The 22,889-nt window shown below is 70.8% G+C and carries 19 protein-coding genes; 6 read left to right on the top strand and 13 right to left on the bottom strand.

Annotated elements, in window-relative coordinates:
- Nucleotides 1-33: 33 nt before the first annotated feature.
- The 7 genes from ACZ6YG_RS14335 to prcB all read right to left on the bottom strand — a co-directional run bounded on the left by ACZ6YG_RS14335 (nucleotide 34) and on the right by prcB (nucleotide 7,222).
- The gene (locus ACZ6YG_RS14335; protein ID WP_219545719.1) at nucleotides 34-678 is read right to left on the bottom strand and encodes a helix-turn-helix transcriptional regulator; all 645 of its coding nucleotides are present in this window, start codon (nucleotides 676-678) and stop codon (nucleotides 34-36) included.
- Nucleotides 679-864: 186 nt separating this feature from the next.
- Nucleotides 865-2,019: an FKBP-type peptidyl-prolyl cis-trans isomerase gene (locus ACZ6YG_RS14330; protein ID WP_466018219.1), complete on the bottom strand. Its 1,155-nt coding sequence runs from the start codon at nucleotides 2,017-2,019 to the stop codon at nucleotides 865-867.
- 516 nt (nucleotides 2,020-2,535) lie between these two features.
- On the bottom strand, nucleotides 2,536-3,465 hold the full coding sequence (locus tag ACZ6YG_RS14325) for an FKBP-type peptidyl-prolyl cis-trans isomerase (RefSeq protein WP_148031427.1): 930 nt from the start codon (nucleotides 3,463-3,465) through the stop codon (nucleotides 2,536-2,538).
- A 79-nt stretch (nucleotides 3,466-3,544) separates the two neighbouring features.
- Nucleotides 3,545-4,903 carry a Pup--protein ligase gene (gene pafA, locus ACZ6YG_RS14320; RefSeq protein WP_148031426.1) on the bottom strand — a complete coding sequence of 453 codons (1,359 nt, stop codon included), beginning with the start codon at nucleotides 4,901-4,903 and terminating at the stop codon, nucleotides 3,545-3,547.
- Nucleotides 4,904-4,965: 62 nt separating this feature from the next.
- A complete protein-coding gene (locus ACZ6YG_RS14315) occupies nucleotides 4,966-5,487 on the bottom strand; it encodes a hypothetical protein (protein WP_466018218.1) in 522 nt (173 codons plus the stop codon).
- Nucleotides 5,488-5,575: 88 nt separating this feature from the next.
- Nucleotides 5,576-6,355 carry a proteasome subunit alpha gene (gene prcA, locus ACZ6YG_RS14310; protein ID WP_187281424.1) on the bottom strand — a complete coding sequence of 260 codons (780 nt, stop codon included), beginning with the start codon at nucleotides 6,353-6,355 and terminating at the stop codon, nucleotides 5,576-5,578.
- Between the two features lie 21 nt (nucleotides 6,356-6,376).
- A complete protein-coding gene (gene prcB, locus ACZ6YG_RS14305) occupies nucleotides 6,377-7,222 on the bottom strand; it encodes a proteasome subunit beta (protein WP_148031424.1) in 846 nt (281 codons plus the stop codon).
- A gap of 171 nt (nucleotides 7,223-7,393) precedes the next feature.
- Here prcB and ACZ6YG_RS14300 point away from each other — a divergent pair, with 171 nt between their 5' ends.
- The gene (locus tag ACZ6YG_RS14300) at nucleotides 7,394-8,758 is read left to right on the top strand and encodes an extracellular solute-binding protein (protein ID WP_466018217.1); all 1,365 of its coding nucleotides are present in this window, start codon (nucleotides 7,394-7,396) and stop codon (nucleotides 8,756-8,758) included.
- An 18-nt stretch (nucleotides 8,759-8,776) separates the two neighbouring features.
- A complete protein-coding gene (locus ACZ6YG_RS14295) occupies nucleotides 8,777-9,829 on the top strand; it encodes a DNA polymerase IV (protein WP_466018216.1) in 1,053 nt (350 codons plus the stop codon).
- Nucleotides 9,830-10,218: 389 nt separating this feature from the next.
- Here the strand turns inward: ACZ6YG_RS14295 and ACZ6YG_RS14290 are convergent, their stop codons facing one another.
- Entirely contained in the window at nucleotides 10,219-10,428 is a 210-nt protein-coding gene (locus ACZ6YG_RS14290) for a ubiquitin-like protein Pup (RefSeq protein ID WP_148031422.1), read from the bottom strand.
- 152 nt (nucleotides 10,429-10,580) lie between these two features.
- Between ACZ6YG_RS14290 and ACZ6YG_RS14285 the strand changes: the two genes are divergently transcribed.
- On the top strand, nucleotides 10,581-10,985 hold the full coding sequence (locus tag ACZ6YG_RS14285; protein WP_148031421.1) for a hypothetical protein: 405 nt from the start codon (nucleotides 10,581-10,583) through the stop codon (nucleotides 10,983-10,985).
- Nucleotides 10,986-10,997: 12 nt separating this feature from the next.
- On the opposite strand, the gene dop is transcribed toward ACZ6YG_RS14285, so the two are convergent.
- Together dop and ACZ6YG_RS14275 are read right to left on the bottom strand one after the other, a co-directional pair.
- Nucleotides 10,998-12,512 carry a depupylase/deamidase Dop gene (gene dop / locus ACZ6YG_RS14280; protein ID WP_148031420.1) on the bottom strand — a complete coding sequence of 505 codons (1,515 nt, stop codon included), beginning with the start codon at nucleotides 12,510-12,512 and terminating at the stop codon, nucleotides 10,998-11,000.
- Between the two features lie 85 nt (nucleotides 12,513-12,597).
- Nucleotides 12,598-13,677: an acyltransferase family protein gene (locus ACZ6YG_RS14275; protein ID WP_271278153.1), complete on the bottom strand. Its 1,080-nt coding sequence runs from the start codon at nucleotides 13,675-13,677 to the stop codon at nucleotides 12,598-12,600.
- A gap of 504 nt (nucleotides 13,678-14,181) precedes the next feature.
- On the opposite strand from ACZ6YG_RS14275, the gene ACZ6YG_RS14270 reads away from it, so the two are divergent.
- Entirely contained in the window at nucleotides 14,182-15,408 is a 1,227-nt protein-coding gene (locus ACZ6YG_RS14270) for a serine hydrolase (RefSeq protein WP_466018215.1), read from the top strand.
- 57 nt (nucleotides 15,409-15,465) lie between these two features.
- Here ACZ6YG_RS14270 and arc read toward each other — a convergent pair whose 3' ends face one another.
- Nucleotides 15,466-17,229 carry a proteasome ATPase gene (gene arc, locus ACZ6YG_RS14265; protein WP_148031418.1) on the bottom strand — a complete coding sequence of 588 codons (1,764 nt, stop codon included), beginning with the start codon at nucleotides 17,227-17,229 and terminating at the stop codon, nucleotides 15,466-15,468.
- Nucleotides 17,230-17,433: 204 nt separating this feature from the next.
- Nucleotides 17,434-18,285 (bottom strand): tRNA (adenine-N1)-methyltransferase, encoded by an 852-nt coding sequence (locus ACZ6YG_RS14260; RefSeq protein WP_271278806.1) that lies wholly within the window; start codon nucleotides 18,283-18,285, stop codon nucleotides 17,434-17,436.
- Between the two features lie 55 nt (nucleotides 18,286-18,340).
- Here ACZ6YG_RS14260 and ACZ6YG_RS14255 point away from each other — a divergent pair, with 55 nt between their 5' ends.
- Nucleotides 18,341-19,447 carry a GNAT family N-acetyltransferase gene (locus ACZ6YG_RS14255; protein WP_466018214.1) on the top strand — a complete coding sequence of 369 codons (1,107 nt, stop codon included), beginning with the start codon at nucleotides 18,341-18,343 and terminating at the stop codon, nucleotides 19,445-19,447.
- 96 nt (nucleotides 19,448-19,543) lie between these two features.
- Entirely contained in the window at nucleotides 19,544-20,095 is a 552-nt protein-coding gene (locus ACZ6YG_RS14250; RefSeq protein ID WP_466018213.1) for a hypothetical protein, read from the top strand.
- Between the two features lie 1,077 nt (nucleotides 20,096-21,172).
- Here ACZ6YG_RS14250 and ACZ6YG_RS14245 read toward each other — a convergent pair.
- A complete protein-coding gene (locus tag ACZ6YG_RS14245) occupies nucleotides 21,173-22,618 on the bottom strand; it encodes an FHA domain-containing protein (protein WP_148031414.1) in 1,446 nt (481 codons plus the stop codon).
- Nucleotides 22,619-22,889: the final 271 nt, after the last annotated feature.

Raw genomic sequence — 22,889 nt, 5'->3', positions numbered from 1 at the left:
GACGCTCAGCGAACCACTTTCCGCACTTCTATGTCAATCTCCATTTGTTTTAGAAAGGGCGACGCAGCACTCCCCGGGCCGCGGATCCAGCCTGGCCCTCCCCGGGTCGTCGCCCAGCCCGTCGAGCAGGCCCTGGCACAGCGCCAGGTTCATGGAGCAGACGAGCAGCGGCTGCTCGTGCGACAGGACGTGGAACGGGCAGTTACGCATGCGCAGGCCGCCGGCGTCGGCGTACGGCTCGTAGCCGCGCTCGCGCAGCACCTCCTCGACGGGCCGGCCGCCGCGGCTCCTGCCCAGCCGCTCACCGGCCAGGCGGGCCGCCCGCTCCGCCCGCTCCTCGGCGCCGAGCTCGTCGACCACTCCGGCGAGCACGGAGGCGAGGGTGACGTAGTCGCGCGGCGGCAGGCTCACCGACCGCTCCCCCGCCGCCCTGCGGTAGACCTTCGCGGGCCGTCCGCTGCCCGGCCCCCCGCGCTCCGGCCGGCGAAAGCCGCTCTCCAGCAGCCCCGCCTCGACGAGCTTGTCGAGGTGGTGACCGGCGAGCGTGCGGGAGACGCCGGCGGCCTCCGCCGCCTCCTGCCTGCCCACCTCGCCGCCGCGGCCGGCCACCGCCTCGTACAGACTGCGCCGTACGGGATCGTGCAGCAGGGCCAGGGCATCGAGGTCGTCGTCGCTCACAGCCCGGAGTCTAGGGCCGGTGCGCGGCTTCTCGCGGACCCGCTCCAGCGTGCGGGCACTGCCGGACTTCAGGCCCCCTACTGCTCGCGCGGCCTCGGCGTCGTGGCGCAGCGCGGGCGAGGAGGACCAAGGCTCTGATCATGTACGCGTGAGAACCGGGTTCGCAGGCCGTGCCCCGGGTCGCCGTCAGTAAGCGGCGAGCACGTCCACCACGTACACGAGCGTCTCCTCCGGCCCGATCCCGAGTCCCCGGTGGCCGGTGGCGCCGTAGCCGTCGTCGGGCGGCACCACCATGGCCACCCGGCTCCCGGCGGAGACCCCGGTCAGCGCCCGGTTCCAGCCCCTGATCACGCTCCCGTCGCCGACCGTGAACGCCTCGGGACGGCCGCGTTCCCAGGTGGACGTCACGATCCGGCGGTCGCTCCAGGCCGCGGCCACGTACTGGACGACGAGCAGCCGCCCGGCCTCGACCGCGGGCCCGGCGCCGCGGCCCAGCACGGCGGCGGCGAACCCGCCCGGCGGCGCCACGTCCGGGATCGTCACCCCCGGCGCCGCCCCACCGCCTACGCTCACCCCGGCCACCGCCCCCGCGTCGGCCTCCACGGCGGCGTCCCCGGCATGCGCGCCCAGAATGTCGACCACATAGAACAGATCCACCCGCCCGCCGTCCCCCGGACGGTCCTCCACCGCCGCAGGGTCCCCGCCGCCCTGACGGACGGCCGTGGCGGGGCCCTCCATGACGCTGGCGGCGGCGTGAGCCGCCGGCGGCGAACCGGCCCACTGACCCGCAGCCATCGGGCCGTTCCCGGGCGCGTGCTCCCCAGCCCGATGAGCCGCCTGTGCCGCCTCAGACAGGAAGGTGACGTCCTGTGGCCCGCAGGGCCTGACGTCTCGTAGCCCGCAAGGCCTGACGTCCTGTGGCCCGCGAGGCCTGACGTCCTGCGGGCCGCCGGGGCCTGCCGTGAAGGCGGGTCCGCTGGTCTCCGGGCGACCTTTCGTCCCGGTGATGGTGGGCCCAGGGGTTCCGTCCCGCAACGGGATGGCGGCGGTCACCCGGCTGCCTGCCCTGCGGCCGCGGAGGGCGGCGTCGAGGCCCGCCGGGAGCGCGCCCAGCGGGAGCGCGGCGGGCGTGCCGCGGTTGAACGTGGATTCGACGAGCCGGTTCTCCCGGCCGTCCCACAGGTGGGCGGTGTACTGGACGACGGCCACACCGCCCGGCTCCAGCGGCGCCCCGTGACCGGTGGCCGGCTCTCCCACGCGCGGTTCGGCGGGCGGCGGGCCGGTCGGGAAGGTGATCGTGGGCCGGGCTCCGAACGAGCCCGCGACCCGGGGCTCGGTCACTTCCGGTCCCGCCCCCGTACACGCGGCGAGCGCCACGAGCAGGAACGCGAGCGCGACAGCCCGGCCCCGCCGTCGCCGGTGACCCCGTGGAGGGCCCTCCTGCCGCCGTCGGGACTCCCGGGTCCCGGGCAGATCCCCGACCCTGGAGGATCCTCGCCCCCGCGGGCCCGACCACCCGGAGGTCACCGCCGTGACCTCCTCGCGCACCGGAGACTCACCCGCGAGGCGTGCCCACGCTGGAGGCGGGATGGGCGGTGGACGAACCTCGTCATCGGGGCGCTCCGGTCGCCGGTGCGGGGACCGAGTGAGGGGTGGGCAACGGGATGACCTTCCTGCGCGGGCGTGCGCGCCTCCCGAAAGACACGCATGAGGGCTCGCACCGGGCACGAGCCCCGCGATGCTACCGCCCCGCCGGGTCACCCGTCAGCGAACGCGACGAAACGGACAAGGCGTCTCCGGAAACCACACGACGGACGCGCCCCCGTACCGAAGGAGACACGCCCGTCGTCAGGACGGTCAGTAGGCCGACAGGACGTCCACCACGAACACCAGCGTGCTGTTGGCCGGGATGCCCTGCTGCTCCTGGGCGCCGTAGCCGAGGTCCGGCGGGATGCTCATCACCACGCGGCTGCCCACCGGCACGCCCTCCAGGCCCTTCTGCCAGCCCTGGATGACCTGCGCCAGCGGGAACGAGGCCGGCTCGCCCCGGCCCCAGCTGGAGTCGAACTCCTTGTCGGTGCCCCAGATCTTGCCGGTGTAGTGGACGCTCAGCGTGGCCCCGGCCTTGACCGGCTCGCCCTCGCCCTTGATGAGGGTCTTGACGACGAGCTCCTTGGACGGCTTGTCCTTCGTCTTCGTGGTCAGCGTCGGCGCCTTGTCGCCGCCGGGGCTCTCCACCTTGACGCCCTTGAGGGTCTCGCCGGTCTCCTTGCCGGTGGCGGCCGCGAGCGGCTTGGGCGGCGTGCCGACCACGTCCATCACGAACACCTTCGTCGCCTCCGTGGACGGCGACTGCCCCGCCGCCGGGGTGACGAGGTCGTTGGCCATGACCGCCAGCAGCCGCCCGCCGTGCTTCATCTTCGTGAAACCGTCACGCAGCAGCTGCGGGAGCTGCTCGTTCACCGGCAGGGTCTCCGGCGTCTTGGTGTCGTACGTGGAACCCTGCGCGGCGTTGTCCTTTCCGTCCCAGTTCCAGACGGAAAGGTTGACGATGAGCTGGTCGCCCGCCTTGACCGCGGGGCCGTCGCCGGTCTCCAGGACCTTGTACGACGACGTGGTGGCGGGGTCGCCGGAGGGGAAGGTCACCGTAGGCTTGGCGCCCACCTCGCCGGTGACCTTCACCCCCGCGGACCCGTCTCCGGACGCGGTCGAGGCCGTATCGGAGCCGCACGCGGCGGCGAAGAAGAGCATAGGCACGGCGGCCAGAGCGGCCAGAGCGCGGCGCATGGATTTCCCTCGGGGAACGACGGTCAGATTCGCGTCACCCTACCCGAAGCCTGGTAGGCCCGAGGTAAACCGGCGCCGCTCACATGCCGGCGATCAGCTTGTCAACTCTCTCGTCCACGCTGCGGAACGGGTCCTTGCACAGCACGGTCCGCTGCGCCTGGTCGTTCAGCTTGAGGTGAACCCAGTCGACGGTGAAGTCGCGCCGCTTCTCCTGCGCCTTGCGGATGAACTCGCCGCGCAGCCGCGCCCTGGTCGTCTGCGGCGGCACCGACTTGGCCTCGAAGATCTTCAGGTCGGACGCCACCCGCTCCACCGAGCCGCGCTTCTGCAGCAGGTAGTAGAGGCCGCGCTTGCGGTGCACGTCGTGGTAGGCCAGGTCGAGCTGCGCCACCCGGGGCGACGACAGCGGCAGGTCGTACTTCTTGCGGTAGCGCTCGATCAGCTGGTATTTCGTCACCCAGTCGATCTCCCGCGACACCAGGTCGAGGTCGCCGGTCTCGACGGCGCGCAGCGTGCGCTCCCACAGCTCCAGCACGCGGTGCGCGATGGCGTCGCCGCCGCGCCGGTCGACGAAGTCCTGCGCCTTGGACAGGTATTCCTGCTGGATCTCCAGGCTGGACGCCTCGCGCCCGTTGGCCAGCCGCACCCGCCGCCGGCCGGTCATGTCGTGCGACACCTCCCGGATGGCCCTGATCGGGTTCTCCAGCGTCAGGTCGCGCATCACCGTGCCGGCCTCGATCATGCGCAGCACCAGGTCGGTCGCGCCCACCTTGAGCAGCATGGTGGTCTCGCTCATGTTCGAGTCGCCGACGATGACGTGCAGGCGGCGGAACCGCTCGGCGTCGGCGTGCGGCTCGTCGCGGGTGTTGATGATCGGCCGCGACCGGGTGGTGGCCGACGAGACGCCCTCCCAGATGTGCTCGGCCCGCTGCGAGACGCAGTAGACGGCGCCGCGCGGCGTCTGCAGCACCTTGCCGGCGCCGCAGATGATCTGCCGGGTCACCAGGAACGGGATGAGGACGTCGGCCAGCCGCCCGAACTCGCCATGTCTGCCCACGAGGTAGTTCTCGTGGCAGCCGTAGGAGTTGCCCGCCGAGTCGGTGTTGTTCTTGAACAGATAGATGTCCCCGGCGATGCCTTCTTCGCGCAGCCGCTTCTCGGCGTCGACCAGAAGGCCCTCCAGAATCCGCTCACCCGCCTTGTCGTGGGTGACCAGCTCGATGACGTTGTCACACTCGGGGGTTGCGTATTCAGGATGGCTGCCTACGTCGAGGTAGAGGCGTGCGCCGTTGCGGAGGAAGACGTTGCTCGATCGGCCCCAGGACACGACCCGCCGGAACAGGTAGCGCGCGACCTCGTCGGGGGACAGCCTGCGCTGCCCCCTGAACGTGCAGGTCACGCCGTACTCGTTCTCCAGCCCGAAGATGCGACGATCCATCACCTCACACTATGCCCACGGATGGGGAAGCGGGAGAGATCTCCGCCTGGTGTTTTCCGGCGTCAGGGCGTGAAGATCTCCTGGACCTTCACGATCTGGCCCTTGTGGACGGTGATGAGGGCCGGTCGCTCGCCTCGCTGGGCCCGCTTGATGAGGTCGGCGCGCGAGCAGCGCTTGCTCCCCAGACCGGTCCGGCGGTCGACGGTCAGGCCGGTCATCTTCTGGCCGCAGCCCAGCGCGGACAGGAAGACCACCTTCCGGGAGATGGGCGAGGCGTAGACGCGCACGTCGCCTTCCGGCGGGCCCACGAACCGGCCCTCGGTGACCTTGCCCTTCTTCCACCTGATGGGTTCGTACTCGGCCACGCCGCCGCTCACGTGGGTGATCCAGCCGCGCAGGATGCCGTTGTGGCGCGGCCGCGGCGACCTGGTGAAGTCGTGCTTCGGGTCGGCCTGGAAGGAAGTGCCGAAGATCTTGGGCGCTCTGTAGCGCGGGGCGGCGGCGGCCTCGGCCGCCGCGGAGGACGTCAGGAGGATGGCCGCGGCGGCGCCGCCGGCGAGCAGGCTGCGGATCGTCGTGTTCACGGACCATAGGATGACCGATCGCGCGCCGCGGTTCGACGCCCCCGGCGTGATCCACCTCACACCGGGGATTGTCGTACGAAATCGGCCGCTACAGCGGGGACGAGCCGTCGTCGACCGGGCCGTCGGGGCCCGTCGGCGGCGGCTTCTCGTCGGACTCCGCCGCCGGAGGCTCTTCGGCAGGGGGCGGGGCCGACGCCAGCAGCCGGTCGAGCTGGGCGCCCGCCAGGCGCTTGAACTTGCGGTGCTCGCGGTTGCGGTCGAGCACCGCGACCTCCAGCTGCTCCACCGGCGGCCGCTCGCCGCCAGGCTCGGTCAGCGCCTTCAGCGCCACCTCCAGCGCGTCGGACAGCGACATCGACTCGCGGTAGTGCTCCTTGAGCCGGCCGAGCACCGCGTCGGCCTGGCCGCCCATCGCGGCGAAGCCGTGCTCGTCGAAGACCGAACCGTCGAACGTCAGCCGGTAGATCGCGTCGCCCTCGGGCCCGTCGCCCACCTCGGCGACCACGACCTCCACCTCCAGCGACTTGATCGACTCGGTGAAGATGCGGCCCAGGTTGGAGGCGTACAGGTTGGCCAGGCCGCGGCCGGTCACGTCGGAGCGGTCGTAGGAGTAGCCGTTGATGTCGGCGTAGCGGATGCCGCCCAGCCGCAGCTCCTCGAACTCGTTGTAGCGGCCGACGGCGGCGAACCCGATGCGGTCGTAGATCTCGCTGATCTTGTGGAGGGCGCGTGACGGGTTGGGCGCCACGAACAGGATGCCGTCGACGTACTGCAGCACGACCACGGAACGGCCCCGCGCGATGCCCTTGCGCGCGTAGTCCGCCTTGTCCCGCATGATCTGCTCAGGGGACGCATATCCGAAAGGCATGGACACGACTGAGGGTCCTTTCTAGCGCAGCGGGGCGATGGGGCCGTCGGGGGAGATCAGGCGCTCGTCGAGCATCTGCCGCACGTAGCCGGACACCTGCTCATCGGTCAGCCGGCGGAAACCGTCGGCGTCGATCAGCGACACGATCGGGAAGATCTTCCGCGTCATGTCGGGCCCGCCGGTCGCCGAGTCGTCGTCGGCGGCGTCGTACAGGGCCTGGATGAGCACCATCGTGATGTCGTCGGCCGACGCCCCCTCGCGGTAGAGCTTCTTGAGCGCGCCGCGCGCGAAGATCGAACCGGAGCCGATCGCGTCGAACCGCTCCCGCTCGTAAGGACCACCCGCCACGTCGTAACTGAAGATCCGCCCCTCGTCGCGGTCGGGGTCGTAGGCGGCGAACAGCGGCACCACCACCAGCCCCTGCATCGCCATCGCCAGGTTGCCGCGGATCATCGTGGCCAGCCTGTTGGCCTTGCCCTTCACCGACATCGTGCGGCCTTCGAGCTTCTCGTAGTGCTCCAGCTCCACGCGGTAGAGCCGGGCCATCTCGATGCCGGTCGAGGCCGTGCCGGCGATGCCCATGCACGAGTAGTCGTCGGTCCGGAAGACCTTCTCCACGTCGCGCTGGGAAATGATGTTGCCGGACGTGGCGCGCCGGTCGCCGGCCATCACCACCCCGCCGGCGAACGTCGCCGCCACGATCGTGGTCGCGTGCGGAACCTGGTCGCCGATCGGCGTAGCCAGCACCTCGTCTCTGCGGGGCAGCAACTCCGGCGCGTACGCGCTCACGAAATCGGTGAACGAGGAACTTCCGGTGTTCTGGAAAAGCTGGCTCACCAAGCCGGTGGGCAGATCCCTCTTCGCCACGCGACTCCCTCCCAACATTCAGTGTTCCTGTGCCGACCCTACTGTTGTTGCGTCGCTGTCTGCACTTCCCACGATCAGCTCAGGGCGAACCGTTCATCAGATCGTTTCTTTACGCCCCGCATCGCCCGTGCGATTGTCGGTATGTCCGCACGTCCTGAACAGGAGGACGCCATGCGCATGCCCCGCCTGCCCGTGCTCATCGCCGTCGCCGGCCTGGCGCTCGCCTCCTGCGGCACCGGCGCCCCCGCCGAGGGCGGCACCGTCACCCTCACCATCGCCGCCAACTCGATCTCCGGCGGCAAGAACTCGGAATCCGCCGACTGGATCAAGAACTGGGTCATCCCCGAGTTCGAGAAGACCCACCAGAACGTCAAGGTGCTCTTCCAGCCCAGCGGCGTCGACGACGAGCAGTACAAGACGAAGCTCGCCCTGGACCTCAAGTCCGGCGCCGGGGCGGACGTCATCGACGTCGACGGCATCTGGGTCGGCGAGTTCGCCCAGGCCGGCTACATCAAGCCGCTCGCCGAGGTCGGCGGGGCCGCGGTCGACTCCTGGGAGGGCTGGTCCCAGATCCCGCAGGCGGTGCAGGGGCTGGGCATCTTCGACGGCAAGAAGTACGGGCTGCCGCAGGGCACCGACGGCCGCGTCCTGTTCTACAACAAGACCTTGTTCGGCAAGGCCGGCCTGCCCGCCGACTGGCAGCCGGCGAGCTGGCAGGACATCATCGACGCCGGCGAGAAGCTGAAGGCGGCGGGCGTGCCCACCCCCATCCAGATCAACGCCGGCACCGCCATGGGCGAGGCCACCACCATGCAGGGCGTCCTCCCCCTGCTCGCCGGCGCGGGCGCGGAGATCTACAGCCAGGGCAAGTGGACCGGCGCCTCCCGGGCGATGAAGGACGTGCTCGGCTTCTACGAGCGGATCTACGGCGGCAGCGGCCTCGGCGACCCCAAGCTGCAGCAGGAGGCCAAGGGCCGCGACAAGTCCTTCACCCAGTTCGCCGACGGCAAGATCGCCATCCTGCTCGAAGGCGACTACTTCTGGCGTTCCGTCATCGAGCCCAACGCCGGCGTCGCCCCCATGAAGGACCGCGACAAGGTCGTCGGCTACGCGAGGATCCCCGCCAAGGAGCCCGGCGCCGGCATCCGCGGCCAGGACCACGCCAGCATGTCGGGCGGCGCCGTCCGCGTGCTCAACCCCCGCTCCGCCGCCCCGCGGCTCGCCTGGGAACTGCTCGCGTTCATGCACTCCGCGGCCGCCACCGAGTCGCAGCTCGCCGGCCAGGTGCGCATCAGCTCCCGCACCGACGTCAACGACGAGGTGCTCGCCGGGGACCCGATGCTCGGGTACATCGCCGACGAGGTGCTGCCCATCACCGCCTACCGGCCCGGCCTCGCCGTCTACCCGCAGGTGTCGGTCGCGCTGCAGGAGGCCACCGCCGACATCGTCTCCGGCCGGAGCGCCGACGAGGCCGCCGCCGCCTACCAGGCGAAACTGGAAGAACTCGCCGGGGGCGCCGCCAACGTCAGCGGCTGACCCGCCGATACTGGACCCATGAGGACCTGGGTCCTGCACGTCGACCTCGACCAGTTCATCGCCGCCGTCGAGCTGCTGCGCCACCCCGAGCTGCGCGGCCGGCCCGTGGTCGTGGGCGGCGACGGCGACCCCACCCGGCCCCGCACGGTCGCCGCGACCGCCACCTACGAGGCCCGCGCCCGCGGAGTCCACTCCGGCACGCCCCTGCGCACCGCGCTGCGCCGCTGCCCCGACGCCGTCTTCCTGCCCAGCGACCCGCCCGCCTACGAGGCCGCCTCCGCCCGCGTCATGGCCGTCCTGCGCGACTTCCCCGCCGACGTCGAGGTCTGGGGCTGGGACGAGGCCTTCCTAGGCGTCCGCACCGACGACCCGGAAGCCCTCGCCCGCGACATCCAGCGAGCCGTACGCGAACGCACCGAGCTTTCGTGCTCCGTCGGCATCGGCGACAACAAGCACCAGGCCAAACTCGCCTCCGGCTTCGCCAAGCCCGCCGGAGTGCACCGGCTCACCGGCGACACCTGGGCCGAGCAGATGAACCACCGGCCCACCAACGCCCTGTGGGGCATCGGCGCCAAGACCGCCGGGAAACTCGCCGAGCTCGGCCTGCGCACCGTCGCCGAGCTGGCCGCCGCCGATCCAAAGGGCCTCGCCGGCCGCTTCGGCCCCACCAACGGCCCCTGGCTGCGCTATCTCGCCCTCGGCAAGGGCGAGGCCGAGGTCGTCACCACCCCGTGGATCCCGCGTGGCCACAGCCGCGAGACCACCTATCGGGAGGACCTCACCGACCCCGCCGAGATCGCCGCCCAGGTCTCCGGACTCGCCCGCCAGGTCACCGCCGACGCCGCCGGAGCGGGCCGCGCCATCATCCGCGTCACCGTCAAGGTCCGTTTCGCCCCGTTCCTCACCCGGACCCGCCAGACGACGCTCCCCTCCCCCACCACGGACCCCGGGACCGTCACCGGCGCCGCCCTCGACGCCCTCGCCCGCTTCGACCTGAACCGCCCCGTACGCCTCCTCGGCGTCGGCGCCGCCTACCAGATGCCCGCCCGGACCCGCACCGCGTCCCCGTAGAACGCCGGCCTCGCCGTCTCCTGAGCCGGGGCCGGACCCGGCACCCCGACTGCCCCGGACCCGGCCCGTCCGGTGGCAGTGGTCGACGGCGGAGCGTGCGCTCGGGTTGCCGTAGCGGTGTTTCAGCAGGTGGTCGTGCCGGCTGTCATGATCCTTGATCTCGCGCATCGCTTCGGTAGGGCGAGGCGGGCAGCAGACCCTCTGCGCTCGCGACAGCTCTGGGTGGACCGTTTCCGGAAGCAGACCTTGGGGTGGCGCGCCCGCCCGTCGGGCACGCGCTTGTTCAGCCCGACTGCGGAGAGGCCAGGGGCCTCTCCGCAGTCGGAGCAGCGCTTACATCCTTCCGGTGGTTCCACCCGTTCGCACTCCTTGTCGATGTCCGCCTGGGCCTACTCTCCGCCCTTCTGGACGTAGCTCCGCACGAATTCCTCCGCGTTCTCTTCGAGGACCTCGTCGATCTCGTCCAGAATCGCGTCGACGTCGTCCGTGAGCTTCTCCTGGCGCTCCTGGACGTCCGGCGCCGCGGAGGCCTCGGTCTCCTCGACCTCGGACTCGCGCCGGCCGGTCTGCTTCTGCCCGCCGGTGTCCTTCGTAGCCATGCCCTACCTCCATGTGCGGGGGACTGCCTCTCAGTCCATATCTTCCCCGAACGGCCCGACATTTCGCGCCGATCGTCCCCTGACCTTACCCGCTTGACTGGATAGCGCTGCTATCCAATACTGGGACCCCCGATGACACAGGAGGTTCTGAGATGTCCCCCGCTTCACTCAGCACGGCAGGCGTGCTGCTCATCACGGTGCCGACCATCGCCTTCGGCGGTGTGACGCTGCTGCGGTTCCTGATGCGGAACGTTCCCGGCTATCTCGACAACCCGGTGCGGCGCGGTCTGTGGCGGGCCGGGCACGCGCATGCGGGCGTGCTGGTGCTCTTCAGCCTGGTGGCGATGCTGTACGTGGACCAGGCGGCGCTGTCGGACCCGGTGAAGGGGCTGGTGCGCCTGGCGATCGTGGCGGCGCCGATCCTGATGCCGCTGGGGTTCTTCCTGTCGGTGGTGCGGCCCGGCGACACCAAGCCGAACAAGCTGATCTACCTGACGTTCCTGGGCGGCGCGTCGCTCGCGGCGGGGACGCTGACGCTGGGCGTCGGGCTGGTGTAGCCCGACGCCCCGCTACTCACCGCCGGTGAGGGCGGCGACGAGGTCGGCCGCGGTGCGGCAGCGGTCGAAGAGCTCTCCGACGTGGGCCTTGGTGCCGCGCAGGGGCTCCAGGGTGGGAACGCGCTGGAGGGACTCCCTGCCCGGGATGTCGAAGATGACGGAGTCCCAGGAGGCGGCGGCGACGGCCTCGCTGTACTGCCGCAGGCAGCGGCCGCGGAAGTAGGCGCGGGTGTCGCTGGGCGGATGCTCGACGGCCCGCTGGACCTCGTCCTCGGTGATCAGCCGTTGGATGCGGCCGCGGGCGACGAGCCGGTTGTAGAGGCCCCGGTCGGGCCGGATGTCGGAGTATTGCAGGTCGACGAGCTGGAGCCGGGGGTGCGACCAGGCCAGGCCGTCGCGGCTGCGGTAGCCCTCGAGGAGCTCGAGTTTGGCGACCCAGTCGAGCTCCCTGGACAGCTGCATGGGGTCCTCGGCGAGGCGGGTGAGCACGGACTCCCAGCGGTCGAGGATGTCCTTGTTCATCTCGTCCTGCGCGGTCTCGCGTTCCTCGACGTACTTGCGCGCCTGTTCGAGGTACTCCATCTGCAGTTGGACGGCGGTGAGCTTGCGGCCGTCGCGCATGGCGATCTCGTAGCGGCAGGACGGGTCGTGGGAGACGGCGCGCAGGGCCTGGACGGGGTTCTCGACGGTGAGGTCGCGGGTGAGGAAGCCGTCTTCGATCATGGCGAGGACGAGCGCGGTCGAGCCCAGCTTCAGGTAAGTGGAAATCTCCGACATGTTGGCGTCGCCGATGATGACGTGCAGCCGCCGGTACTTCTCCGGGTCGGCGTGCGGCTCGTCGCGCGTGTTGATGATCGGCCGCTTGAGCGTGGTCTCCAGGCCCACCTCGACCTCGAAGAAGTCGGCCCGCTGGCTGATCTGGAAGCCTTCGCCGCGTGAGTCCTGGCCGATGCCGACCTTGCCGGCGCCGACCACGACCTGACGGGAGACGAAGAACGGGGTCAGGTGGCGGACGATGTCGGCGAACGGCGTCGCCCGCCGCATGAGGTAGTTCTCGTGACAGCCGTAGCTGGCGCCCTTGGCGTCGGTGTTGTTCTTGTAGAGCTGGATGGGGGCGTTGGAGGGGATGGCGCCGGCCCGCTGCGCGGCGTCGTACATGACGCGTTCGCCGGCCTTGTCCCAGATGACGGCGGCGCGTGGGTTGGTGCACTCCGGCGTCGAGTATTCAGGGTGCGCGTGGTCGACGTAGAGCCTGGCCCCGTTGGTGAGGATGACGTTGGCGAGGCCGAGGTCCTCGTCGGTCAGCTGGCTGGGGTCGGCGACCTCTCTGGCGAGGTCGAACCCTCTGGCGTCGCGCAGCGGGTTCTCCTCCTCGAAGTCCCACCGCGCCCTGCGCGCCTTGGCCGCGGAGGCGGCCAGGTACGCGTTGACCACCTGCGAGGAGGTCACCATCGCGTTGGCGCCTGGCTGACCGGGTACGGAGATGCCGTACTCGGTCTCGATGCCCATCACCCGACGCACCGTCATGCGCACCCTCTGTTCGTCCGGATCTGTCTATCCGCCGTTTATATGCCCGAGCCTATGCCCTTCACAGTGCCCCAGGGTCACAGAGTTATGGCACCGACGTCTTTTCCACCTCTACCACGGGCGCGGCCGTGCTCACGGATGCCCGGCGGGGCTTGAGTATGCGCTGGATGGGACGTTCGGCGAACGCGTAGACCGCGTACGACACGACGATGGCCACGACGGTGGTGATGACCGCGGTGGCCCACGGCGGCAGGTCGCCGACGAGGAGCGGCACGAGCGCGGCGGCGATCACGGAGTGGAACAGATAGAGCGGGTACGTGGTCGCGCCGAGCGCGGTGAGCGCGGGACGGGCGCGCAGGCGCAGCAGGCCGAGGGCGACGAGCGCCATGACCAGGTAGATCAGCGTCATGGTGATGACGACGCTGACGTCGGTGACGGGCATGTTCTTGAAACCCGCGAGCTCGATCCGGCCGTGCACGCGTTCCAGCGCCGCGTGCAGGGACATGCCGTACGAGGCCGCGACGTAGATCCAGGGCAGCCAGGCGCTGCCCTGCTTGTGGATGAGGTAGAGGGCCATGCCCGCCACGAAGTAGGGCGCGTACCGGGGCATGAGGATCTCGTTGAGCACCGGGTTGCCGAGGAGTTCGGCGCCGAGCGCGGCGACGAGCCAGACGCCGCAGAAGACGAGCACCCGGCCGTAGGTGACGCCGGCCACGACCAGGATGGTGATGAGCAGGTAGAAGCGGAGCTCGGCCCAGAGCGACCAGTAGACGCCGGAGGCGTCGCCGATCTTGAACAGCCGCTGGAACATGGTGGCGTTGACCAGATACTCGCCGGTGGAGAGCTTGGGGTCGAGCGCCTTGGTGCTGGTGAGGCCGTAGACGCCGGCGACGGCGAGGAGGCTGAGCCAGTAGGCGGGGTAGAGCCTGACGAGGCGGGAGCGGGCGAACGAGCCGAGGCCGCGCCCCCAGATGGTCATGAGGATGACGAAACCGCTGATGATGAAGAACAGCTCGACGCCGAGGATGCCTAACCCGGCGATGGGGGCGAGGGCGGGGAACAGCTCGGCGGGCCGGTCGCCCCAGACGGACGCGTAGGCCACGAGGTAGTGGAAGGCCAGCACGGCCAGGGCGGCGATGAAGCGCAGGAGGTCGAGCTCGGCCAACCGGCCGTCCCCACGAGCATGCTTCGGCCGGTTCTGTTGGTGCATGGGGACTTGGACGTCCCAGTGATCATTCCGGTTCCCTCCTTTCACATCCGTCACACAGATGTTTTCTGTGCCCAAGTCGCGGTAAGCGGTCGCGATCGCCGGGGTCGGGCGCGTACCTGGTCACCCTGCGCTCTGAGCCCGCCAGGTCCGCTGAGACGTGATCGTGCGGCCTTCGTGCCGGGGTCCGGCGGCGTGCACGCGGCTCGGCCGCCGTGGCCCGCCGTGTTCTCCCAGCCGGGCACCCCGTCACTGATCGCCCGTACGGACTCCATGCCTCCGGCGCGCAGTTCCGGAGATCCGCTGTCGCCGCCATCGCGGTGGACCAGGTGGTTTCGCCTGGCCGTCACCGGGGTTGCGGACGGCGCCACCTGCTGCGGGCCCGCGCCTGGTGGTGACGGCCGGCGAGGTGGCCGTCCGGGACAATGTGGTCACCCCGCCCGCCCCGGAAGGATCAGCACCATGACTCCCCGCGACCACCCCGTCCGCACGCCCGTCCCATCGTGGGAGGAGGCCGCCGAGGTTCTCCGGACGGCCGCCTCCGCCGTGGAGGCAGCGGACGGCGCCGATCTCACCGTGGCGGCCGCGGCGCGCGGCGACACCACCGCGCTCGCCGCGGCCCTGGAGCGCATAGCGGCCGCCTGCCCCGGCACGCTCGCCGTCTCCGTCCGCGCCATCACCACGCTCCCGCCCTCCGGATCGCCCCCCAGCCCAGGACGAACCGCCCCCACCTTCACAACCCCAGCACACACCGACCTCTCCGCCGCGGCCGCAGCCCACGCCGACACCTTCGTCACGGGCTCAGCACACCCCGGCCTCTCCCCCGCAGGCTCTGCACACACCGGATCCACCGCCGTAGGTGCGGCCCGCACCGGCCCCTCTCTCGCGTCGTCGGCTCAGGCCGAACTCTCCGTTTCAGGCAGGGTGCACGCCGAGGTCTCCGGTATGGGGCCGGGGAGCCGGGTGGACGCGGGGCTCTCGGCGTTGGCCTGGTGTGAGGACGTGGAGCTGCCGCTGGCCAGTGTGGGCAAGGTGCTGCTGCTGGCCGAGGTGGCGATGGGCATCGACGGTGGCGTCCTGGACCCGGACGAGCCGGTGTCCCTGCATGACGACGACTACTGCGGCGGGTCGGGGCTGCTGCCCGGCCTGTCCGCGCGGACGTGGACGGTCGGCGACCTGGCCCTGCTCACGGCGTCGGTGAGCGACAACACAGCGACGAACGCGCTGCTGCGCCGCATCGGCCTGGACCGGGTGAACGCCACCGCCGCGGCGCTCGGGCTGACCCGCACCCGCCTGCTGGACCGGATCCGGGAGCCTCGCGGCCCCGAGCATCCGCCGGCCTTCGCCCTGGGCACCGCCGGTGAGCTGGCGGGCCTGGCGGCGCTGCTGTCCGGCCCGGAGGGGTGGCAGGTGCTGATGCGCGGGTGGATGCTGGCCAACACCGACCACGGCCTGGTGCCCGCCTTCATGGGGCATGACCCGGAGGGCGGCCGGCTGGCCAACAAGACGGGCACCGACGACGGCGTCCGCGCCGACGTGGGCATCCTGGGCCCTGTCGCCTACGCGGTCCTGGCATCCGGCCCGCCGGGCTCCGACCACGGCCTCGTGCGGGCCGTCCGCCAGGCGGGCGCCCTCATCACCGCGGCGTCCCGTACGCTCCCCTGGCCCGCCGGTCCGGAAAGGGGCTAGCCCACGACAGGAGCCGCCGACCGGCGTTTCGACGCGGCGGCGGCTCCTGGTCGTGATCTAGAGGTACTGACCGGTGTTGGCGACCGTGTCGATCGAACGGCCGGCCTCGGCGCCCTGCTTGCCGGAGACGAGCGTGCGGATGTAGACGATCCGCTCGCCCTTCTTGCCGGAGATGCGGGCCCAGTCGTCGGGGTTGGTGGTGTTGGGCAGGTCTTCGTTCTCGGAGAACTCGTCCACGCAGGCCGTGAGGAGGTGTTGCACCCGCAGGCCCTTCTGCTTGGTCTCCAGGAACTGCTTGATGGCCATCTTCTTGCCCCGGTCGACGATGTTCTGGATCATCGCGCCGGAGTTGAAGTCCTTGAAGTAGAGCACTTCCTTGTCGCCGTTGGCGTAGGTGACCTCGAGGAAGCGGTTCTCTTCGCTCTCGGTGTACATGCGCTCGACGACGCTCTGGATCATGCCCTGGATGGTGGCTTCTCGGGAGCCGCCGTGCTCGGTCAGGTCGTCGGGGTGGAGCGGGAGGTCGGTGACCAGGTACTTGGAGAAGATGTCCTTGGCCGCCTCGGCGTCCGGCCGCTCGATCTTGATCTTGACGTCCAGGCGGCCGGGCCGCAGGATCGCCGGGTCGATCATGTCCTCGCGGTTGGAGGCGCCGATGACGATGACGTTCTCCAGGCCCTCGACTCCGTCGATCTCCGACAGCAGCTGGGGCACGATGGTGTTCTCGACGTCGGACGACACGCCGGACCCGCGGGTGCGGAAGATCGAGTCCATCTCGTCGAAGAACACGATCACCGGGGTGCCCTCGGAGGCCTTCTCACGGGCGCGCTGGAAGACCAGGCGGATGTGCCGCTCGGTCTCGCCGACGTACTTGTTGAGCAGCTCCGGACCCTTGATGTTGAGGAAGAAGCTCTTGCCTTCCTGGCCGGTGCGCTCGGCCACCTGCTTGGCCAGGGAGTTGGCGACGGCCTTGGCGATGAGCGTCTTGCCGCAACCGGGCGGGCCGTAGAGCAGCACGCCTTTGGGCGGACGGAGCTGGTGCTCGCGGAACAGGTCGGAGTGCAGGTAGGGCAGCTCGATGGCGTCCCTGATCTGCTCGATCTGCCGGGAGAGGCCGCCGATCTCGTGGTAGGAGATGTCGGGCACTTCTTCCAGGACGAGCTCTTCGACTTCGGACTTCGGGATGCGCTCGTACACGTAGCCGGAGCGGGCTTCGAGCAGGAGCGAGTCGCCGGCCCTGATGGGCTGGCCGAGCAGCGAGTCGGCCAGGCGGACGACGCGCTCCTCGTCGGCGTGTGAGATGACCAGGGCGCGCTTGCCCTCGTCGAGGAGCTCCTTGAGCATCACGATCTCGCCGACCTCTTCGTAGCCGAGCGCCTCGACCACGTTGAGCGCCTCGTTGAGCATGACCTCCTGGCCACGCTTGAGCGAGTCGACGTCGACGGACGGGCTGACGTTCACCCGCAGCTTGCGGCCGCCGGTGAACACCTCGATCGTCCCGTCGTCTCTGGCCTCCAGGAAGGTGCCGAAGCCGGATGGCGGCTGCGCCAGCCGGTCGACCTCCTCCTTGAGGGCGACGATCTGGTCCCGGGCCTCCTTGAGGGTTGCCACCAGGCGTTCGTTCTGGCCGGTAACGGCCGCGAGGTTCGCCTGTGCCTCATGGAGACGCTCTTCGAGGACCCTGGCCTGACGGGGTGACTCGGCCAGCTTCCGCCTCAGCGCGGTGATCTCCTCTTGGAGGAAGGAGACCTGTGTTGAAAGATCAGCGACCTCCCGTTCGCGCTGCGCGGCTCGAGCCTCAGCATCATCGCGAGCTGCCACGCCCCGTCACCTCCTTCCCAGTCGAGGGCGACTACTAAGGACCTTACCTATCTCGGGCCCCTCCGTAACCTGGCCGGGCAGTGTTCGTACAGTGACTATCTGTATTCGGTGAATAATCCCCAATGGGGTGTTTAATACTCCCAGCATATGAACACGGTGATCTGTTCCCGTGTCACGCATCGGCGCAGCCTCGTGGCCAAATTGTCATAGTTCTTCGGTGGTTCCCTTCGGTCTCCGGCGGCGCGGCGGCGGGGTCACGCCGTCGGCCATGCGCCTGGCGGAGACGAGGAACCCGGTGTGGCCGATCATCCGGTGATCGGGCCGCACGGCGAGTCCTTCGACATGCCAGTCGCGAACCAGGGTCTCCCACGCGTGGGGCTCGGTGAAACTCCCGTGATCGCGAATGGCCTCGACCGTCTTGGACATCTGGGTGGTGGTGGCCACGTAACAGCAGATGACGCCTCCGGGGGTGAGCGCCTTGGCGGCGGCGTCGACGCACTCCCAGGGGGCGAGCATGTCCAGGATCACCCGGTCGACGTCGGACTCGTCGATGGACGAGACGAGGTCGCCGACGACGAGCCGCCAGTTGTCGTCCATCGGGCCGCCGTAGAACTTCTCCACGTTCTTGGCGGCCACGTCGGCGAACTCCTGGCGGCGCTCGTACGAGGTCACGTGCCCTTCCGGGCCGACCGCGCGGAGCAGGAAGCAGGTCAGGGCGCCGGAGCCGACGCCCGCCTCGACCACCCGCGCGCCCGGGAAGACGTCGGCCATGCCGACGATCATGGAGGCGTCCTTGGGGTAGATGACGGCGGCGCCGCGCGGCATGGCGAGCGTGTAGTCCTGCAGCAGGTGGCGGAAGGCGAGATACTGGGTGCCGCCGGAGGAGCGCACCACGGAGCCCTCGGGCTGCCCGATCAGCTCACTGTGCGGGATGGCGCCCTTGTGGGTGTGGAAGACGCCGTCCTCCTTGAGCGTGATGGTGTGGCGCTTGTTCTTGGGGTCGGTGAGCTGCACCTGATCCCCGGGCCGGAACGGCCCATGCCTGCGGAAACCCATGGCGGCAAGGTTATAGGGCTTTCGGCGGGCTCCTGACGCGCGATATCTATGAGGGATGCTCCCGCGTGAAGTGATCGCCGTCGGCCCCCTGGTGCTGCGCGCCCCGGTGGACGAGGACGCGGCGGCGATACGTGCCACCTGCGACGATTCGCTGACGGCCCGCTATCTGCCGCTGATCTCGTCCCCGTACACGATGGAGGACGCGCACGAGCACGTGCGCCGGGCCAAGACCGTGTGGGAGTCGGGCGGAGCGGAGTTCTCGATCACCGAGGAGGGGCGTTACGTCGGCTCGGCGGGGGTGACGCCGCTCACCCCGTACGGGTCGGCGACGGTGGAGCTCGTGGTGGCGCCGTGGGCGCGCGGGCGGGGCGTGGCCGGGGCGGTGGCGCGCGGGCTGACGGAGTGGCTGCTCGACCACGGGGTGGAGCGGGTCGAGCTGGAGACCGAGGTGGAGAACCTCCCGTCCCTGCGGGCCGCCTACCGCGCCGGGTTCACCGAGGAGGGACGGCGGCGCGACGCGAAGGCGCTGCGCGACGGCCGGCGGGTGGACCTGGTGTCGTTCGCCCGGATCGCCCGCGACCGCGGCGAGCCGGTTGAGCAGGCGCTGCCGTTCTTCGAGGGCGGCGAGCTGGGCGACGGGGTGGTGCGGCTGACGCGGATGGTGGTGGAGGACGCCGCCGACTTCCACCGGATGCTGGGCGACCCGAGCGTGTCCAAATACAACATGGGGCCGGGCAGCTCGCTGGAGGAGGACGAGCGGCGCTGCCGGGCCACGGGCTACCTGTGGCTGTCGGGGCAGCGGATCGAGCTGGCGGTCAGGGACGCCGTCAGCGGGGCGTTCGCCGGTCACATCCAGCTCCTGCACAGCATGCCGGCGTTCGGGGAGAGCATGATCGGCTACTCGCTGCTGCCGGAGTTCCGGGGCAGGGGGCTGATGACGCGGGCGGTGCGGCTGCTGTCCGACTGGGCGTTCGCGCACACGTCGCTGCACCGGCTCGTGGCCGGGACCGACGCGGCCAACCTGGAGTCGCAGGCGGTGCTCGAACGTGCCGGGTTCGTGCGTGAGGGGGTGCGGCCGGAGTTCTTCCCGCAGCCTGACGGGAGCCGTACGGACGAGGTCTCGTGGCTGCGGCTGCGCCCGGGAAGACAGATTTCCTCTTGAGGTATGGCCAAGGGGCCCGTGCGGGGTGATACTCCGGGTCACCGCCCCTGAGTGTCGCGTGATCGGGCTGCGCGACCCTGTCGAGGGAGTGCCGCGATGCCGCTCGACCGTGCCGAAGTCGCCATGCGTGAGCTGGTCTCCTCCTTCACCTGCCTGGAGTCGTCCCGGCTGATGGACAGCCTGGCCCGGGCCGCCGCCGCCGTCGTCCGGGTGGGTTATGCCGGTTTCGTGCGGGTGGACCCGCTCCGGGAGGAGGCGTGTGCCGTGGTCACCCACGTGCCGCCGGGAGACCCGCTGCGGGTCCGGCTCTGGCTCGCGGAGTGCGGGGTGCTGAAGGAGCTGGCGGTGTCGCGCGGGCCGGTGCTGCTGGCCTGCGACAGGTCGGTGGGGACACCGGGGTTCCTGGCGACGCCGCTGGCCACGGTCACCTGCGACCACGCGTTCCTGTGGGCGGCGGGGCGGGCCTTCGACGACCGCGACGAGCACCTCCTCGGCCGCTTCGCGATCGCGGCCGGGCGGGCGCTGGAGGCGTCCAACGGGCTGGAGGCCGCGGCGCGCCTGCTCCGTGGCGTCCAGTCCCTCCCTCTCTCCCCCAAACCCTGCCTCCCGGCCCCCCGCCGCCTCTCCCCCCACCCTGACCCCCGCTGACCGTACGGGGTCTGGCGTCACCCAGCGGAATCCCCCGTACGCATCCAGCTTCGGACGGAACACCGGCCCTCCAGTCGCAGCCGCCCGAGCGCCCCCGCCCGTCCTGCCAACGTGGGGGAACGGCTCCCCGTACGGACCCGCGCCCTTCGCAGACAGGCAGTTGGATACGCGGGAAGACCGGCACCCCGGAAGTCCCCAGCGTCGGCGGGAACATCCGCCTCCCCCGTGCGATGACAGGTGGATAGAGAAAAGGCTCAGCACGGAGCCTGCGGCACGGCATGGCACGGCACGCATATGCACGGCACGGAGCGCAGTCGCACCGTACGAGAGGAAGCGGAAAGGGCTGGATTTCGGACCCAGGGCCGGCTGCGGCATGAGGGCCGTTTGGGGTCGGAGGGCCGATTGCGGCGAGAGAGGCCCCTTGGGGCAGGACGAGTGCGGCGGCAAGGGCCCTTAGGGCAGGACAAGTGCGGCGCCTGGTGGATCGGAGGGTCGATTGCGCGCCAGGACTCCTTGCGGCAGGACGACTACGGCGGCAAAGCCCTTTGGGGCAGGGGCCGGTTCGGGGTGGTGAGCCCACTAAGGCGATAGGGCCGCTTGGGACTCAAGGGGCAGTCGGGGCGAAGGCTGTCGGCCCGATCCCGGCGACCAGCTGCCCGTCAGCACGGCGTGTACGGGCCGCAGAGTGGGACACAAGGGCGGACTAGGACGGAGAGGTTCGTTCGAGAGGCTGAGACCGCAGGGCGATAGGGCTGGTTGGGGCTTGAAGGGCAAGTCGCGGCGGGAGCGGTCGGCCCGATCCCGGCGATCTGCGGCTCGTCAGCCAACGGTGTGTACGGGGCGTGAGGGCCGTACACACCGTCGTACGGGGCGCCAAGTCCGGTGGGACCCCAGGGCCGATGGGGACGGCGAGGGTCGGGCGGGAGGCTGAGGCTATCCGCGGTCTGCGTCCGTACGGTGACTAGGTCCGTACGGTGAAGGGGTTGTGTACGGGGAGGACGTCGACGTGGTCCAGCCTGAGAGGGGCTGGGCGTCGATGGATGCCCGCGCCTTCGGGGAAGGCGCGGGGGTGGGGTGTCAGCCGCGGTGGGGTTCGAAGCGGAGGGTGCGGGAGACGCCGACGCGGACGGTGGTGCCGGGGGCGATGGTGACGGGCTCGTTCGGCGGGATGTCGTAGAAGTTGGGGTCGCCGGGCGGCTGGATCTGGGTGCCGTTGACCGAGCCGAGGTCGACCAGGTTGACGTCCCAGCCGTCGAGCGCCACGCGCAGGTGGCGGCGGGAGACCGATCCGTCGGGGCTGGTCACCTTGGCCGGGCGGGCGCTGCCGCCGGCGACCTCGGGCGCCCGCTCGGGATCGCGGCCCAGCAGGTAGTCGGTCTCCAGCGGCAGGGCGGTGCCGTCGTCGAGGACGAGGACGCCCAGCGCGGGGCGCGGGCCCTTGTAGGGGACGAGCGCGCGCTGCACGAGCGCGATGCCGCACACCGCGCAGTAGGGCGCGCGCGGGTCGTTGAAGTGGTCGTTCTTGCAGTCGACGCCGTAGACGAGCGGCCGGTCGCCGTGGTCCTGCTCCTGGACGGGCGCGGCCTGCTGCTCCTGCGACGGCGGGCCCATGGGCGGGTGCAGGTCGTGGGGCGGGCCCATCGGCGGCTGCAGGTCCTGGGGCGGGCCCATGAGGGGCGGGCCCGGGTCGTAGTGGTCCTGCGGGGGCGGGCCCATGGGGGCGGGCTGCTGTTCGTACTCCGGCATGGTGCCGTTGCCGGAGGACGGCGCGGCGGGCGCGGGCTCGTCGTAGGAGGGGAACGGCGCCGGCTCGGGCCTGGCGGGCGGCTGGTCGATGACCGGCGGGCCCATCTGCGGCTGGGAGTGGGGCTGCGGCTGCGGGCCGGAGGGCGGCTGGGGAGGGAGCGGCGGCGGCTGGTCGGTGCCCGACATGGGGTAGGGCGGCGCCTGGGCGGGCGCGGGCGGCTCCTGTCGCGGCATCAGGTCGGGCTCGAAGTGGAGCGCCGTGTTGGGCATCTCGCTGGTGAGCGGCCTGGAGGGAGCCGGGCTCTGGGCGGTGAGCTCGCCGACGATGCCGCCGCCGTGGACGACGCCGCTCTCGAAGCGGACGGCGGGGTGGGGGCGGCCGGCGCCGGGCAGGACCAGCTCGACGCGTTCGACGGGGCCGCCGATGAGCCGGTCGGCCCAGGTGAGCGAGTCGCTGCCGGACAGGCGCGTCTCGCCGGCCGGGCCGGTGACGTGGGCGGAGGCGGCGCCGCTGACCAGGACGGCCACGCCGTCGCCGACGCGGCCGGCGACCGCGCAGGTGCCGGGGTCGCTGGTCATGGTGGCGGCGAGCACCTGGGCTGCGCGCCGCGCGAGCGCCCTGCCGTCGCCCCCGGATGCGGCCGTCTGGCGCAGCGCGTCGATCAGGCGGGTGCCGGAGTCCTCGTCGACGTCGCACACCAGGAGCAGGCCGCTCTCGTACGCGACGAGCCCGTTGCCGGGAAGCGGCCGCACCGTCCCGAAGCCCTGGTCCGTCATGAGTCCTCCCACATGACCGTGCTGCGCTCGGTCACTCAACTGTCCTTCCCGGAAGCAGGCGATGCCGTGGTGCGCGCATCACCGTGCTGGCCACCAGCCATACGCATACCCAGGCAACAGGGCCGCGTCGCGTCTCGATTCGGTGAACCGTGGGACGCGGTGAACCCGTCAACTGTGCAAGTTTGGCCAAACAGCACACTATCGGGCCAGACGTCGTGCCTTCGAATCGCAGGGCCGGCTAGATCACCGGGAAAGACACTAGTCGTGGCCG

The sequence above is a fragment of the Nonomuraea sp. NPDC054003 genome, assembly GCF_055585125.1.
The sequence above is the reverse complement of the archived record's forward strand: the minus strand, read 5'-3'. Positions and strand labels throughout refer to the sequence as shown.

What these genes read in the sequence shown, in the direction of transcription:
- ACZ6YG_RS14325 (WP_148031427.1), bottom strand. Translation starts at nt 3,465, where the DNA reads ATGCGCCGCGCTCTGGCCGCTCTGGCCGCCGTGCCTATGCTCTTCTTC.
- pafA (WP_148031426.1), bottom strand. Translation starts at nt 4,903, where the DNA reads ATGGATCGTCGCATCTTCGGGCTGGAGAACGAGTACGGCGTGACCTGC.
- prcA (WP_187281424.1), bottom strand. Translation starts at nt 6,355, where the DNA reads ATGCCTTTCGGATATGCGTCCCCTGAGCAGATCATGCGGGACAAGGCG.
- ACZ6YG_RS14300 (WP_466018217.1), top strand. Translation starts at nt 7,394, where the DNA reads ATGCGCATGCCCCGCCTGCCCGTGCTCATCGCCGTCGCCGGCCTGGCG.
- ACZ6YG_RS14295 (WP_466018216.1), top strand. Translation starts at nt 8,777, where the DNA reads ATGAGGACCTGGGTCCTGCACGTCGACCTCGACCAGTTCATCGCCGCC.
- ACZ6YG_RS14290 (WP_148031422.1), bottom strand. Translation starts at nt 10,428, where the DNA reads ATGGCTACGAAGGACACCGGCGGGCAGAAGCAGACCGGCCGGCGCGAG.
- ACZ6YG_RS14285 (WP_148031421.1), top strand. Translation starts at nt 10,581, where the DNA reads ATGTCCCCCGCTTCACTCAGCACGGCAGGCGTGCTGCTCATCACGGTG.
- dop (WP_148031420.1), bottom strand. Translation starts at nt 12,512, where the DNA reads ATGACGGTGCGTCGGGTGATGGGCATCGAGACCGAGTACGGCATCTCC.
- ACZ6YG_RS14270 (WP_466018215.1), top strand. Translation starts at nt 14,182, where the DNA reads ATGACTCCCCGCGACCACCCCGTCCGCACGCCCGTCCCATCGTGGGAG.
- ACZ6YG_RS14260 (WP_271278806.1), bottom strand. Translation starts at nt 18,285, where the DNA reads ATGGGTTTCCGCAGGCATGGGCCGTTCCGGCCCGGGGATCAGGTGCAG.
- ACZ6YG_RS14255 (WP_466018214.1), top strand. Translation starts at nt 18,341, where the DNA reads ATGCTCCCGCGTGAAGTGATCGCCGTCGGCCCCCTGGTGCTGCGCGCC.
- ACZ6YG_RS14250 (WP_466018213.1), top strand. Translation starts at nt 19,544, where the DNA reads ATGCCGCTCGACCGTGCCGAAGTCGCCATGCGTGAGCTGGTCTCCTCC.
- ACZ6YG_RS14245 (WP_148031414.1), bottom strand. Translation starts at nt 22,618, where the DNA reads ATGACGGACCAGGGCTTCGGGACGGTGCGGCCGCTTCCCGGCAACGGG.